Source organism: Vibrio breoganii (genome assembly GCF_024346795.1).
In the GTDB taxonomy this organism is placed as follows: domain Bacteria; phylum Pseudomonadota; class Gammaproteobacteria; order Enterobacterales; family Vibrionaceae; genus Vibrio; species Vibrio breoganii.
In genome coordinates, this window is sequence record NZ_AP024865.1 from 31497 (window position 1) to 45919 (window position 14423).

At 44.6% G+C, this 14423-nt stretch carries 15 protein-coding genes; 7 read left to right on the forward strand and 8 right to left on the reverse strand.

What is annotated here, in order from left to right:
• Positions 1-20: 20 nt before the first annotated feature.
• Both rbsD and OCU35_RS13460 read right to left on the reverse strand, forming a co-directional pair.
• Positions 21-440, reverse strand: a complete 420-nt coding sequence (gene rbsD / locus OCU35_RS13455) for a D-ribose pyranase (protein ID WP_065210972.1) — start codon at positions 438-440, stop codon at positions 21-23.
• Positions 441-1105: 665 nt separating this feature from the next.
• Positions 1106-2005 (reverse strand): LysR family transcriptional regulator, encoded by a 900-nt coding sequence (locus OCU35_RS13460; RefSeq protein WP_261826265.1) that lies wholly within the window; start codon positions 2003-2005, stop codon positions 1106-1108.
• Positions 2006-2204: 199 nt separating this feature from the next.
• On the opposite strand from OCU35_RS13460, the gene OCU35_RS13465 reads away from it, so the two are divergent.
• From OCU35_RS13465 to OCU35_RS13485, 5 genes are all read left to right on the forward strand, one after another.
• Positions 2205-2408, forward strand: coding sequence for a DUF1656 domain-containing protein (locus OCU35_RS13465; RefSeq protein WP_102382559.1), 204 nt, complete (start codon positions 2205-2207; stop codon positions 2406-2408).
• 8 nt (positions 2409-2416) lie between these two features.
• A complete protein-coding gene (locus tag OCU35_RS13470; protein ID WP_261826266.1) occupies positions 2417-3292 on the forward strand; it encodes an HlyD family secretion protein in 876 nt (291 codons plus the stop codon).
• Positions 3289-4662, forward strand: coding sequence for an FUSC family protein (locus tag OCU35_RS13475; protein ID WP_261826267.1), 1374 nt, complete (start codon positions 3289-3291; stop codon positions 4660-4662). The genes OCU35_RS13470 and OCU35_RS13475 overlap by 4 nt, the downstream gene beginning before the upstream one ends.
• Before the next feature lie 406 nt (positions 4663-5068).
• On the forward strand, positions 5069-5971 hold the full coding sequence (locus tag OCU35_RS13480) for a DMT family transporter (protein ID WP_026026364.1): 903 nt from the start codon (positions 5069-5071) through the stop codon (positions 5969-5971).
• Between the two features lie 165 nt (positions 5972-6136).
• Complete coding sequence (locus OCU35_RS13485) at positions 6137-6637, forward strand: hypothetical protein (protein ID WP_017031683.1); 501 nt, start codon at positions 6137-6139, stop codon at positions 6635-6637.
• 47 nt (positions 6638-6684) lie between these two features.
• On the opposite strand, the gene OCU35_RS13490 is transcribed toward OCU35_RS13485, so the two are convergent.
• Positions 6685-7269, reverse strand: coding sequence for a YceI family protein (locus tag OCU35_RS13490; protein WP_102382568.1), 585 nt, complete (start codon positions 7267-7269; stop codon positions 6685-6687).
• 139 nt (positions 7270-7408) lie between these two features.
• On the reverse strand, positions 7409-7747 hold the full coding sequence (locus tag OCU35_RS13495) for a zinc ribbon domain-containing protein YjdM (protein ID WP_017027012.1): 339 nt from the start codon (positions 7745-7747) through the stop codon (positions 7409-7411).
• A gap of 127 nt (positions 7748-7874) precedes the next feature.
• Between OCU35_RS13495 and OCU35_RS13500 the strand changes: the two genes are divergently transcribed.
• Both OCU35_RS13500 and OCU35_RS13505 read left to right on the forward strand, forming a co-directional pair.
• Positions 7875-8675 carry an arylamine N-acetyltransferase family protein gene (locus OCU35_RS13500; RefSeq protein ID WP_261826268.1) on the forward strand — a complete coding sequence of 267 codons (801 nt, stop codon included), beginning with the start codon at positions 7875-7877 and terminating at the stop codon, positions 8673-8675.
• Positions 8676-8798: 123 nt separating this feature from the next.
• Entirely contained in the window at positions 8799-9470 is a 672-nt protein-coding gene (locus OCU35_RS13505) for a type 1 glutamine amidotransferase domain-containing protein (protein WP_261826269.1), read from the forward strand.
• A gap of 78 nt (positions 9471-9548) precedes the next feature.
• Here the strand turns inward: OCU35_RS13505 and OCU35_RS13510 are convergent, their stop codons facing one another.
• The 4 genes from OCU35_RS13510 to OCU35_RS13525 form a co-directional block, all read right to left on the reverse strand.
• The gene (locus tag OCU35_RS13510; RefSeq protein ID WP_017027007.1) at positions 9549-10853 is read right to left on the reverse strand and encodes a TRAP transporter large permease; all 1305 of its coding nucleotides are present in this window, start codon (positions 10851-10853) and stop codon (positions 9549-9551) included.
• Between the two features lies 1 nt (position 10854).
• Positions 10855-11355 (reverse strand): TRAP transporter small permease, encoded by a 501-nt coding sequence (locus tag OCU35_RS13515; RefSeq protein WP_017027006.1) that lies wholly within the window; start codon positions 11353-11355, stop codon positions 10855-10857.
• A 71-nt stretch (positions 11356-11426) separates the two neighbouring features.
• A complete protein-coding gene (locus tag OCU35_RS13520; protein WP_017027005.1) occupies positions 11427-12386 on the reverse strand; it encodes a TRAP transporter substrate-binding protein in 960 nt (319 codons plus the stop codon).
• 419 nt (positions 12387-12805) lie between these two features.
• Positions 12806-14401 carry a bifunctional aspartate transaminase/aspartate 4-decarboxylase gene (locus OCU35_RS13525; RefSeq protein WP_261826270.1) on the reverse strand — a complete coding sequence of 532 codons (1596 nt, stop codon included), beginning with the start codon at positions 14399-14401 and terminating at the stop codon, positions 12806-12808.
• Positions 14402-14423: the final 22 nt, after the last annotated feature.

The window sequence follows — 14423 nt, forward strand, 5'->3', positions numbered from 1 at the left end:
CAGTTCCTTAAACCAATGGATTAAAAGACGACGCCAGCTTGGAAAATAACGTTAGCGTAGGGTGTGCATTCGCCAGTTCTGACCACAGCGCGGCTTTGACGCGTTTGGTCTTTGAAAGCTTCATGAGAGATGTAGGTGATAGTGATGTTTTTTCCACAGCGCTCTTGTTCTGCTTCGATTTCACTAAGGAAGGCATCATGAAGAGATGGACTGACAACCTTGAACTCTTCCGCGAGGACGACACCCTCCACTTGAGACTCAGATAAGATCACCTTGATCGTTTCGATAAACGAGGGCACACCGTGTGTCAGTGCAAGATCGATTCGCTGAGTTTCATCTGGGATGGGCAAACCCGCGTCGCAAATTGTGATTTCATCTGTATGGCCAAGAGTGGAAACTAGATATGAAATCTCGGAATTAATTAGGGTACTTTTCTTCATGTTTTGCGACCTTCTGTGTTATCGCTATTGTCGATTTTAAACTCATCGATACGTATCGATGGGAATAATAACCAACATGAATTGATTAGCGAGAGGTAGATTGAGAATGTGTGACTAGGATCTAGAGTGAGGTAGACGAGAGTGTGATTAACATCATGTTACATGTGATTTCGAGTAGTAGGATCTAGAGAGTTAGGTACCCAAAGCTAAAGTTTACTGTTGTCATCCGCGAAGTGTTTTATCGGGGGGGGGGGGCTTCACCTACAGGAGCCAGCAGGTTCCCAATAAAACACTTTGGGAACGACGTAGAAGTTGGCCCCTCCGTACGAATGGTCGATTATCGTCATCCCCGAAGTGTTTTATCGTGGATCTCTTCACCTACAGGAGCCAACAGGTTCTCAATAAAACACCTTGGGAACGACGGGGAGGTTAGCCCCTATGTACAATGGTCGATTTCTGTCATCCCCGAAGTGTTTTATCGGGGATCTCTTCACCTTCAGAAGCCAACAGGTTCCCAATAAAACACTTTGGGAACGACGAAGATGATAGTCCCTAGGCATTAATTGTCGAGTTTTGTCATCCGCGAAGTGCCTTGTCGGGGATCTCTTCGCCTTCAGATGCCAGCATGTACCCAACGAACCACCTTTAGAACGACGTTAAATCTACTAGTTGATATGCTCATTGATGAACGCATCTATCGCCATGATTATCGACTTTTTCACTGTGGTAATCTGTTTAGAGTGCGGACACCAAAGGGCGAAACCAAATCTGAAGCCCTGCCTCATTTGATCCATTTTGACATACTGCATATTTGCGGTGACATAGTCAGAAGACATTAAGGATCCAGGTAACAACGCCCACCCCAATCCTTCTTGCACTAACTTAACAATGAGAGAAAGCTGGTCGATCTCTTCATGGTCAGCAGAGAGCAAGATTTTGTCTTTAATTCCATCACTAACCATTGAAGTTAATACAAACTGTCGTCGATTTCTCAGTTCGCCGAAGATTTTATCTGGGGGCAATTTTGTAATATCACTGTCTTTTTTCACAAAAGGTAGGAACTCAAGGTTACCTAAAAACGTAGAATCTAAACTATGTATTGCAGTGCTCTCGTGAATATTTACTAGCGCAAAGTGTATATCGCCGTTGGTTAAGCCAATTTTGACTTCAGATTTGGTTTTTGCGCTAAAGTTCACGCGCATGTTCGGAAAGTCTTTTGCCAATTGCACTCGAATGTCAGCCAGTAATTTTTGAGGCAGAATATTTGAGTATGCGATATTGATACTTTCTAATTCACCATACGAAAGGCTTAGAGCGACCTTGTCGAAGGTACGAGCTTGCTCAATGGCTTGCTTGGCGTAGTGGTAAAGCAAGTGTCCATCTTCGGTGGGCTCTACTGAACGACCAATTCTATTGAATAGGGTAACCGCCAATTGGTCTTCTAGGTTGGTGATTACCTGACCAATGGTTGTTCTGTGCTTGTTTAATTTAACGGCGGCCTTGCTGAAAGAGAGTTGTTCATAAACGTTTACGAAGGCAAGCAGTTGTTCGAGACTGAAATTCATATACAGGTCTATTCGGTCTAAATCGTATATAAAACAGTAACAACTAAATCCAAGAATGACCACTAATTCGCTTTAAAAGAATGCAATACTCTCTCCTTTTTTCAAATTATGACGGGTTCTGTCCTTCAACTGAGATTAACTACCTACTACAAATCCACCGTATCTTAGCGTTATTGAACAGAGTTACAGGTTGGAATCTATGCCAAGTGAAGTGGTAATTGGAGAGATTTATTTCCCGCCCTTGTTATTGGCGGTATTGGTCTCCTATCTAGCAACAACAATTTTTTCTTTCGTGGGTAACAAGATCGGTATCTACCGATACATTGCTGTACCTGCGATTTTTGAGCTGAGTCTGGTGGTGATCTTTGTCGGTGTCATCAGTCGTTATTGGAATTTAGTTTAAGGTAAAGCATGATGATGCGTTATATCACAACTCTAATCTTCGTCGCTGTGGCTGGCTTCGTAGGTTACACACTTTACTCTACCTATGATTCAAATCCATGGACGCGAGATGGTCAGGTTCGAGCATACATCGTTGAGATTACCCCTCGAGTGACAGGTCAGGTCACGCACGTACACGTTGATGATAATGTGCAGGTGAAAAAAGGCGATCTGTTATTTGAGATTGACCAGAGTGTTTATCAGGCTTCTCTGAACAAAACATTGGCGAGCAAAAAGCAAGCCAGTGCTTTGCTTAAAAAAGCACGTGATGAGCAGCGAAGAGCCGTCAGCCTTGAGAAGCGAGCGCCTGGAGCTGTACCGGTATTGACTCTAAATAACTTAGGCAATGCGGTAGAGACAGCGAAGGCAAACCTAGAGGTGATGCAAGCCGCTGTTGAAGAGGCAAAACTGAACCTTGAATTTACTAAGGTATATGCACCAACAGATGGCTACATCACTAACTTGCATTTGCGAGAAGGTTCTCAAGTTACTGCTAATACCCCGGTAGTCGCGCTTATTGATGAAGACAGCTTTTGGATAGAAGGCTTTTTCAAAGAAACTGATCTGCAAGGTGTCGATGAGGGCGATCTTTCCTTTGTTACGCTACTGACTCAATCTGACCGCGTGTTAGAAGCGGAAATCAAAAGTGTTGGTTACGGCATCTCGATGCAAGATGGCTCTACGGGGAACAGCTTGCTGCCTGTTGTGAATCCTAACTTTGAGTGGATTCGTCTAGCGCAACGAATCCCAGTGAAAGTGAAATTGACTCATGTTCCTGAAGATATTCAACTGCGTATTGGCATGACTGCATCGGTGAAGATCATCAAAGGAGAAAATCCGCAATGATGGGGTCAACTGTGTTGAGCCGCTCGACTCAGGAAGCCATCAAAGTCGCTCTGGCTATATCGCTGTCTATTTCGATAGCGTTATGGTTCGGATGGGACAAACCTTATTGGGCCGCTATTGCGGTAGTGGTTGCTGCAGCTAACGAATCGTATTCACACTCGGTGAAGAAGGGGCGCAATCGAGTGTTAGGCACGGCCTTCGGGATAAGCTACGCGATGTTTTTGTTGGCGCTGTTTCCCCAAGACCACTTAGCATTTATTACATTGTTTACGCTGTTTTTGGGCTTTTGTTCGTTCATGGGGTCTCATAAACAGTTTGGGTATGCCTTTACCATCGGACTTAATGTTTGTGCCATCATTGCCTGTATGGGGTCATTTGATAGTGTTACAACCTTCAATATGGCGATACTACGGATTCAGGAAACCTTGCTGGGTTTGTTCGTTTTTAGTGTGATATTCAGTGTTATTTGGCCACAAAAGATAGAAGACGATTTCTTTGCGTTGTTGGCACCAACAACAAAAAACTTGAAGGCACAACTGAGCCAACTTTCTTTGGGGAAATTTGAACGTGACGAAGAGCTGGCGGGTCAGCAAAAATCGAATCTAAGCAAGTTAAAAGCAATATTGGATCTGCCTTTGAATGGTAGCCATAGACTAAGACATGAGAGAAGTGCTTGGCGTGTGATTATCCGTGCCATTGAGCTTCTTGAAGTGTTGGTTGAGTCGCCAAAGGTAGCACGTTCGGTGGATATACAAGATATTAGAGATGGAGACTACCTACTAATAGAGACGCTTTCAAATCCTATGAATGGTCGCAATGATCTAAGCAAATGGCTAGGCCAAATGACAGTGAAATACGCGATTCCAAAGATCAAGTACAGCGCCTTTGATTTGCCTTTAGATAAACGACTGGGAAATGTGGTTCGATCGCTCAGTGTACTTCTAACTGGTCTTGCAATCTGGTGGTATGTGCCAATTCCAGGCGCTTACATGATGCCTTTGGTCTGTGCGATTTTTGCGAGTGTGATAGTGAGCTTGCCGAGCAATGCAATCGGGCAAACTGTGATTGGCGTTGCGGGTTGGGGAACATTTTTCTTAACCCAGTATGTGTTTATCCTGCCATCATTTACAGAGCTTTGGCAGCTAGCTGGTTTCTACTTTGTGAATGTGTTTTTGGTTTGGAAGGTAACTGAAAAGCCTGCTTTAGCATTGCAAAAAGTACTAGGTGTTAACTTACTATTGATAATGACCATGAGTGCTATGTACCTTACACCGAGCTTTTCACTTGTGGTGCCTATTACTATGCTAACCGTTGTGGCGCTTGCTCTTGCTATCAGTGCATTCTTTATGAAGTTATATCGAGATTTGTAGTTGAAGAGATCTCCGACCAGTGTGCTGGCCCAGAAAAGACGCTGGTGAACTCGGTCATCCTCGAGTGCTTTTCTGGGCCGGCATTCCGGTCGAGGATCTAAAGTGTTCAGTAGTTGAAGAGATCTCCGACCAGTGTGCTGGCCCAGAAAAGACTTCGGAGATGACGCCGGCAAACTCAGTCATGCCCGAGGTCTCTTATCGGGCATCTGATGCTCTGTAGTATGCGCAAAGCAAATAACAAGATCTCCGACCAGTGTGCTGGCCCAGAAAAGCACTCGGAGATGACAGTTCATAGCCAGTCTGCACGTTCCACCCCGACTTATTTTCCCAATTAATCACAATCACTTAGCTCGAATATCCTAAACTAGGATATGATTCTCGTCCCCCAAGACTAACAGACACGACTATGCCAACTTCTTCTCTCTCACTAATCCCTGTTGGGGTTAGGTTTATGCTTCTCTCCGCTTTTGGGTTCGCGCTCATGTCGGCGTGTGTGAAGTACATCAGTAACTATGGCATTCCTGTATTTGAGATTGTGGCGGCTAGGGCATTGGTGTCGCTAATCATTAGTTACATCGACGTAAAGCGAAAGGGGATATCCGCGCTGGGCAACAACAAGCCACTGCTGTTTTTACGTGGGGCGGTTGGAACCGGCGCGTTGATGTGTGTGTACTATGCAGTCACCACATTACCCTTGGCTGAAGCCACTATATTGCAGTATGTCCATCCTGTGTTTACGGCTCTGCTGGGCGTACTGTTCCTTAAAGAGCGTATTCAGCAGTCCACCATGATATGCATTGCATTTTGTTTACTGGGATTGTTCGTTATGGTTCAGCCGAACATGGGCGGAGATAGTAGTGAATTGCCTATGTTTAGCATAATGATTGCTCTTTGTGGCGCGTTTGGAAGCTCCATTGCTTACGTTATTGTACGAAAGCTAAGCCGAACAGAAGACAGCTCTGTCATCATTTTGTATTTCCCTATGGTGGCTCTTCCGGTTTCTACCCTATTGATCTGGCAGGATTTTGTTTGGCCAAGTCTGTATATCACTATCATGCTAGTACTCGTCGGCATCTTTACTCAGATAGGTCAGTACGGCCTAACCAAAGCAATGCAAACCCAAGATGCGGGTAAAGCGTCTGCGTATTCTTATGTGCAGATCGTGTTCTCTGCGTTACTTGGCGTTTGGGTGTTTAGCGAGATTCCGTCTGTTTGGACTTACATGGGCGGTGGACTCATTGTCATCGGCGCGCTTATCAATGTGTTTGGCAAGCAACTGTTGGTGCCGTTTCGTAGCAAGCAACCTTAATTGCGATTCATCGGTCAGGAATTGCCAAGTGATAATGGGGAGTTTCTGACCATTTGAAATCATAGATTTTGCATCCCTACTGTCGATTATTATGCGTTAATATGGCGAAAAATTGGACAGGTGTAGGCCTTCTTCAGAAGGCCTAGCAAAACTAGGATATCTACTTTGAAAAAGCCACTTTTAATCTTCACTACTTCTGTATTGTTAGCTACTACCGGCTGTGCCTCTATCGTCAGCGATAGTCACTATACAATGTCCATCACTAGTTCTCCTGATGATGCGATATACACAATTACTAATGAAGATGGTGTAGTCATCAGCAAAGGTCATACTCCATCAACTATTTCTCTAGATGCGGGCAATGGCTTCTTTGATGGTGCAGACTACACAATCACCTATCACAAGAACGGCTATGAAGATTCAATCGCTACGGTATCATCGTCAGTAGATGGTTGGTATGTCGGTAATATTTTATTTGGAGGTTTGATTGGTCTTCTTATCGTTGACCCTGCAACGGGTGCCATGTGGAAACTGCCGAAAACCGCAAGCCAGTCGCTCCTAAAAGCACAGAATAGTGATGCTCAAGAGGGTAAACAACTCACTTTGATGTCAATTGATAAAGTTCCAAATGATATGAAGCCGAAGTTGGAAAAAGTTAATGGTTAACATGTGAAATGGCGCTGTGAAGGCGCCATTTTATATTTTGATAGAAGCTACTTAATAAGCACCAAAGAAACGTTTACCGCGACGGTGGAGGATATCGCTATATCACCCACGGTTTTTGATACGGCCTGCAGGGCTTCTTTGGGAATACCAAAACTTGTGCCATCTACGATGACAGGTTTGACGCTCGATACAGAGATTACATTCCCCACCCTTACGATATTAAGCATAAAGTCTAGGGTTTGAGACTTCCCATATAGAGTGACTGTTGCAGCTATGGTTGCTTGCGTTACAACCCTATCGCCTTTCATCAACTCAGCTGGAACCTGAGCTGATATTTTCACATCAGGGAAGGTTGCAGCGTTGAAAAAGAGCTCATTGAGCCTGTCATTTCGAATCGATACACCAGTGTCCAAATTCTTGAGAGGCACCATCACTTCCAACATACCTTGGTCATCAAGATTGCCCGATACACCACTAATAACCGCAGGTTCAACGATGTATTGTTTCTTGATGGTGGCAAAGCTGACGGTGGAGATCTTTGAATCGACCTGGTAGTGCCCAGCGGCTATCGCTTTTAAGGGGATGAACAAGCTCATGGAGAGCATCGCGCAGAGTGTCAGAAAATGTCGCATGTCATATTCCTTGATATCCATTGCATTGGATAGAGTGTTGTTCAAAAAATAGACTTTGCAACCTTTGCTTTGCAACCTTTGCTCTGCAACCTAACGAGAAAGCAGACCATATCAGCTCATTGAAAATGGACTGAAAGGCTTAACTCTTCTTCACATATTTCGCTGTGATTAGGATTTCTCCCCAACCTTCAACTTTGCAGTCGAGCTGGTGGTCTTTAGCTATGGTTACGCGCTTAATGACCGCCTTGGCGCCAATCTTAACTGCTGAAGAGCTTCCTTTAACCTTAAGATCTTTGATGATAGTGACTTTGTCCCCTTGCTCTAGCTTATTGCCGTTTACGTCACGTACCGCTGAAGCTTCTGCTTCAATAGCGTCTTGAGTTGGGTTCCATTCATAGGCGCATTCTGGGCACACTAGGTTGCTCTGATCTTGATACACATATTCTGAGCTGCAATTTGGGCAAGGAGGAAGAGACATTCTGGTTTTCCGATGGGTTAAACTTTCCTTATATGGTACTGAGGTTTTGGAGTGTTGGCGAGAGTGTCACTGGGTTTACCAAGAAATGTGTTAACTTGCTCTTTAGTTACAATAAGGAACTTGGCTAATGAACTCAGATACCCTCTCTCAATACCTTTCTCGAATTGGCTTATCGAAGCAACCCGAGGTTTCAGTGCAAGGCTTAAAGGCACTGCACAATGCTCAGCACAGAGCTGTACCCTTTGAAAACTTTGATGTGATTGCGGGCAAAAAGATAGCGACTACCGCTGATGAAATTTTCAATAAGGTTGTCACCCATCAGCGTGGTGGTTACTGTTTTGAATTGAATGGTTTGATGCTTAGAGTCTTATCAGCCATAGGGTTTGAAGCAAGAGCGCTGCTGGGTCGAGTGCACCTGTCGGAAGTGCCAACAGGGCGAGGGCACCAAGTTTCTCTGGTTACACTTGATGACCAACAATGGCTGGTGGATGCGGGCTTTGGTTCGCAAACCCCAAGGCATCCACTTCCTCTTAAAATGAACACTGAGCTTTGTACCGATCTACAAACCTTCCGTTTAGTCGCTCATGATTTATACGGCACTATGCTGCAGGTAAAAGACCAATACGATTGGCTAAATCTTTATAGCTTCGATATGGAAGAGGTGTGCGCCGGTGATATCGAGTACGGCAATCATTTTACCTCAACAAGCCCCAATTCAGTGTTTACGTCTGCCGGTATCGCGTCGATAGCGACCGAAGAAGGCACAGTTACCTTGCTTAACGATCTTTTGAAGATTAAGAAAGGTGAGCAGATTACGGAGATAAAGCTTTCTAATGAGTCTGATTACTTTAAGCAAGTGAAGACTCATTTTGGTTTAGAGCTTGATATGCCGTATCAAAAGATTGCTCAGTATTTTGAGTTGAAGTGATTTTTGGAATTTGTATCCGCTATCACTCGTTGACGCGGATACTGAGTAATTCTTTTACTCATCAATCAATTAGCAACTACTATCTAATGCTATGGCACTTCATTTAGCCTCAAAGGATAGACAATGACCAAAGTACTTATTCCCGTTACCAACCACGCGACACTAGGTGACACTGACCAAGCCAATGGTACGTACGCTCCTGAATTGACTCATGCACTGCATGCGATACTTGCTGCAGGGTTTGATTATGACATTGCCTCAATACACGGCGGTGAAGCGCCTCTATATGGCACTGATATTGAGGGCGATAGTGTTAATGCAGATATTTTAGCTGACAGTGATTTTCAGAGCCGCGTTAACAATACTCTCCCAGTATCTGCGGTGAACATCGGAGATTATGACGCTATCTTCTATCCGGGTGGATTTGGCCTGCTTTCAGACCTAGCAGCGAATGAAGACTTCGCCAGCATTGCTGCAAAGCACTATGAAGGTGGAGGTATCATCTCTGCGGTATGCCATGGTCCCGGCGCTTTGCTGCCTATCAAGCTAAGTAATGGCGAAACGTTGCTGCAGTCTAAATCGGTGACAGGTTTCACTCGAGAAGAGGAAATCGACTTTGGCACTATCAATGATATTCCTTTCCTATTAGAAGAATCTTTAGCGCGAAGTGCTGCGCGCTTTAACAAGGTTCAGCCTTGGCAAGAGCTAGTGATTATTGATGAGCGAGTGATCACAGGGCAAAACCCGACTAGCGCGGGTGCGGTAGGTAAAGCCTTGGTGAAATTGCTTTCTTAATGTCACTGACAAATAAAAATGCCTCTTGGCTGGAAAGCTGAGAGGCATTTTTTGTGTGCGTGGCGTTATCAAATGAGGCTAGTTAATCAAACCAAATGCTTTCGGCAGTGCCAAGCTAATTGCTGGTACAAAGGTGATCAGCAATAGGGTAACAATCAACACCGCGCAGAATGGCAATATGGATCGAATGACACTCTCTATCCTTGCTCCGCTAACACTACAACCCACGAATAGTGCAGTGCCCACCGGAGGGGTTGCGATACCAATACACAAGTTGAATATCATCATCATTGCAAAGTGAATTGGGTGCATACCAAGTTGGGTTGCGATAGGCATGAAGATGGGAGTGAAGATCAATACTGCAGGGGTTAAATCCATAAACATCCCCACAATGAGCAAGATGATGTTCATTAGAATAAAGATGATGATTGGGTTGTCTGAGATAGAAAGCATCCATTCGCTGATCATGCTTGGCAGGCCAGTGAATGCCATTGCCCAAGACATGATGGTTGAAGCGCCAATCAAAAACAGCATGATGCCTGTAATTTCAGCGGTTTCTACACAGATGGTTTTTAACTCTTTGACACCTAAGGTTCGATAACAGAGCGACAATCCAAACGAGTAGAGCACCGCAATACACGCCCCTTCGGTCGCTGTAAATACGCCCCCAATGATGCCTCCGATCACCACAACAACTAACCCTAAGCTAGGTATGGCTCGCCATGTGATGATGAGCTTTTCACGCAAGGTGAGCTCAATTGCCGCGCTCTTGTAGCCTTTTCGCTTAGCGATGATATACGCCACAACCATACAGCTAAGTCCCATCAAGATACCTGGGACATAACCGGCAATGAATAGAGCCGCAATCGACGTGCCACCACTCACTACAGAGAAGACAATCAGAGAGTTACTTGGCGGAATAAGCAGACCAGCAGGACAAGATGCTACGTTCACCGCAGTTGAGTAAGACTTGTCGTAGCCCTCTTTTTCGAGCTCTGGCTCAAGGGTTTTACCTACCGCTGCCGCTGCCGCTACAGCCGAACCTGAAACCGAGCCAAATAGCATGTTAGCGAGTACGTTCACGTGAGATAACGCACCCGGCAGGCGACCCACCAAGATCTTGGCAAACTGCACCAATCGCGAGGCGATACCGCCACGATTCATAATGTTACCAGCGAGTATGAAGAAGGGGATAGCCAGTAAGCTAAAGCTATCGATGCCTGTGACTATCTTTTGTCCCGCGGTCATAAAGGCGACATCGGTAGGCAAAATGGTGCACATGATCACCAATGAAGACATGGCTATGGCGATTGCGATAGGTACGCTAAAGGCGATGAGAAACAGAAATAAACACAGTAGCCAAAAGCCGATTGAGATATCCATACTATTGGCCTTCCTTGATATTTTGAGTCGGAGCAAACACTTCAGCGGTATTCAATGCCAGGTAGATGAGCATGATTACCCCTGATATCGGCAAGATTAGGTAGACGTATGCCATTGGGATTTGCAGCGCTGGAGAGAACTGCACCATTGTGCGACTCATAAGTAGCAGTCCACCTTTGACCATTGCAAGACTAATGAAGGCTATAGAAACAAGATTGATGAGCACGTGAAAGTATTTGCGGTGCTTAGCCTTCACTGAGCCAATGAAAAGGGTGATGGCGAGGTGGCCATTCTTGCCAAATAGGTAGCTAGCCCCTGCAAGTCCAAACCAGATCATGGTGTAGCGTGCTAATTCATCGGTAAACGAACTTGGGTCATTGAGTACATAGCGGCTAAATACCTGCCATGTCACTGTGACGACGAGTGTGACGATCGCAACTCCACAGAAGGTGAGAATGCTTTTGTCTAGGATTGTTTTAAACTGACGTAAAAATGAGTACATCTTCCCTCCACGTCAAGATCAGTAAAATGAGCCCTCCAAAGAGGAGGGCAATAAATGAGAGGTAAGGGTGATTACAGTGCTTCGATTGAATCGATGTAGTATTTCAAAGCAGGGTCTTGCTTCGCGCCCTCAATCATAGGAAGTACTTTCTCACGGAACTTGCTAGTGTCGACTTCAATGAAGGTTACGCCAGATTCCTTAGCGATCTTCATGTTCTTCTCGTCGGTAGCAGCCCAGATTTTGATCTCTTCTTCCATAGACTCAATCGCGGCTTCTTTAACGATCTTCTGTTGCTCAGGAGATAGGCTTGCCCAGGTGTTTTCAGAGATCATGATGAGATCAGGTGTCATCATGTGTTGATCCATTGCGTAGAATTTAGCTACTTCTGAGTGCTTCATCTCAACCAAGCTAGAGATGTTGTTCTCTGCGGCATCAATAACGCCTTGCTGTAGAGCTGTATACACTTCAGTAAATGGTACTGGTGTTGCTTTAGCGCCTAGCAGTCGCACCATTTCCATCATAGTTGGCGATTCTGGAACGCGAATTTTCAGGCCAGCAAGATCTTCTGGGGTATTGATAGGTTTAGAGCTGTAGAAACTGCGTGAGCCAGAATCATACAGAGTGATGCCTACAAAGCCTTTGCCTGCACTTGAAGCCAATAGTTTTTCAGCGGACTCGCTGCGCATGAATGCATGCATGTGGTCTGAATCACGGAAAAGGTAAGGGATAGAAATTGCTTTGTACGTAGGTTCAAACGATTCAGCCAGAGAGCCATTGATCTTAGCCATGTCTAGAGCGCCAGTCACAACCTGTTCGGCTTGGTCGCGCTCAGAGCCCAGCATGCCGTTAGGGAAGATCTTAACCTTAATATCTCCATCAGACTTCTCTTCGACTTTATCGGCGAAGATAACCATGCCTGCGTGAGCGGCACTGTCTAGGTTCATTGCATGACCTAATGTGAGGGTTTTTGCGTTGACGCCGAATGCGGCTAGAACCGAGGTAGCGACTAGGGTTACGAGAGTCTTTTTCATTTACGATGTCCTTTCTTATCGTTATGGATTTTTATTCGTATATCCGGCGGTTTTATTCGCGCCGTCAATGTAAAAGCCAAGTAATCTTATATGACAAATAAATGATTATTTTGGAGCAGACTCTCACTAAGCCGGATTGCTCACTATTTTCTCTGTAATAACAGCCCTTTATCACAAGTTCATTTATTGAGCAGTGAAAAATTACATGTAAAGTGTGTATTCACGCAGTGAATAATTGAGTTTGATTTTTGGATGAGTGCGTAAAAATGTAAAGCTCGCTGATGAAAAATGGTTATTGAACATAAAAGATATATTCATAAGGTGCTGATTTAATTGAACTAAATTGTCATGTTATTGAGATCAAAAAAAGCCCCTAGATAGAAGTCCTATCTAGGGGCTGGTTGTTAAGCTGGTGCTACTTAAGCCATGAACTCTTGGAAGTACTCATCAAGTACAGTGCGAGTTGCGCGACCAATAAGTTCGTATTCGTGGTGAGTAAGGTTAGCCAGAGATACACGAACAGACGCATGTACAGTATCGAAGCCGTTGCCTGGTAGTAAAATAACACCAGTTTCGTGAGCTAGACGGAATAGGAAATCTTTACCTTTACCGCTTGCTTTGAACCAATCAACAAATTCTTGACCGTATAATCTGCCACCTAGAGTGTCTAGCTCTAGTAGTGTGTAGTAATCAACGCGGTCTTTGTTCTCTTCAACTTCTAGACCCATGTTGGTGTATAGAGTTGTGTAGCGCTCACGAATGATGCGTTTACATGCTGCTTTATAGCTACCTTCAGAATCCATTAGGCAAGTTAGAGCAAACATCGCCATTTGCACTTGCTGCGGTAGAGATAGACCAGCAGTGTGGTTCAAGGCTACGCTGCGGCTATCAGCAACGATGCGGTCGATGAACTTAATATCACGTGGCTCTGGAGTCAGTGTTTTGTAGCGGTCATCAAGTTGGCATTGTTTTTCTTCGCTGAAAGAACGTAGTGCGTCATCAAATACGTTTTTGTGTTGGATACCAATGGTACCTAAACGCCAACCTGTTGCGCCAAAGTATTTAGAGAACGAGTAAACACAAAGTGTGTTGTACGGTAGTTTTGCGAATAGAGAAACGAAATCATCTGCAAATGTACCGTATACGTCATCGGTGATGATGAATAGGTCACTGCGTTGCTCATTCACAAAGTTGGTTAGGTTCTCTAGAGTCTCGTCAGAGAATTTCACTGATGCTGGGTTAGCAGGGTTAACGACGCAAAGTAGTTTGATGTCTGTATTTGCTAGTTTCTCGATTTCAGACATTGGTAGCTGCCAAGTAGTCTCATCAAGACGTAGCTCAACGATTTCTAGTTCATACTCAGAAAGCTCTGGGATTTCTAGGTAAGGAGTAAAGATTGGCGTGATTAGCGCAACTTTATCGCCTTTTTTCAATAGACCGTTGTTGAACATAGTTTGGAATGTGTAGGTCATTGAAGCCGTACCACCTTCCGTTGCAAATAGATCGAAGTCTGTGGTCATTGGAACTGGACCGTACATTTCTTCTGCGATGTACTGCTTAACCACTTTTTCAATGTTCACTAGCATACGTGGTGGTACTGGGTAGTTACACGCTAGGTAAGCAAGAACCAGTTCGTTTAGGAACGCTTGTTTTTGGATGCCTAGACGATCTTTTGCGTAGCTTAGTGCACGCTCGATGAACTGAACACCTTTGTCGTTTGAGTACTCTTTAGCAAACGTATCGAAACGCTCAACAATACCCACGCCATCGGGGATACCACCGAAATCACCACCTAGGTAAGCGTAGTTACGCTCAGCTTCAGCAACAGCAAACTCACCAAGACGAATGAACGCTTTACGTGGCAGAGTTGCTAGGAAGTTAGGGTTACCACGGCCTGCATCTAGAAGAGCACGGTCTGGAACAGTTTGTGCCACTTCGATAAGTTTGTCTTTTAGTTCGAATGGGCTTAGGTCAGCAAATTTTGAAAAATCGATGTTTGAAGTTGTAGTAGTCATTGTAAAAACCTTAATTGAATAA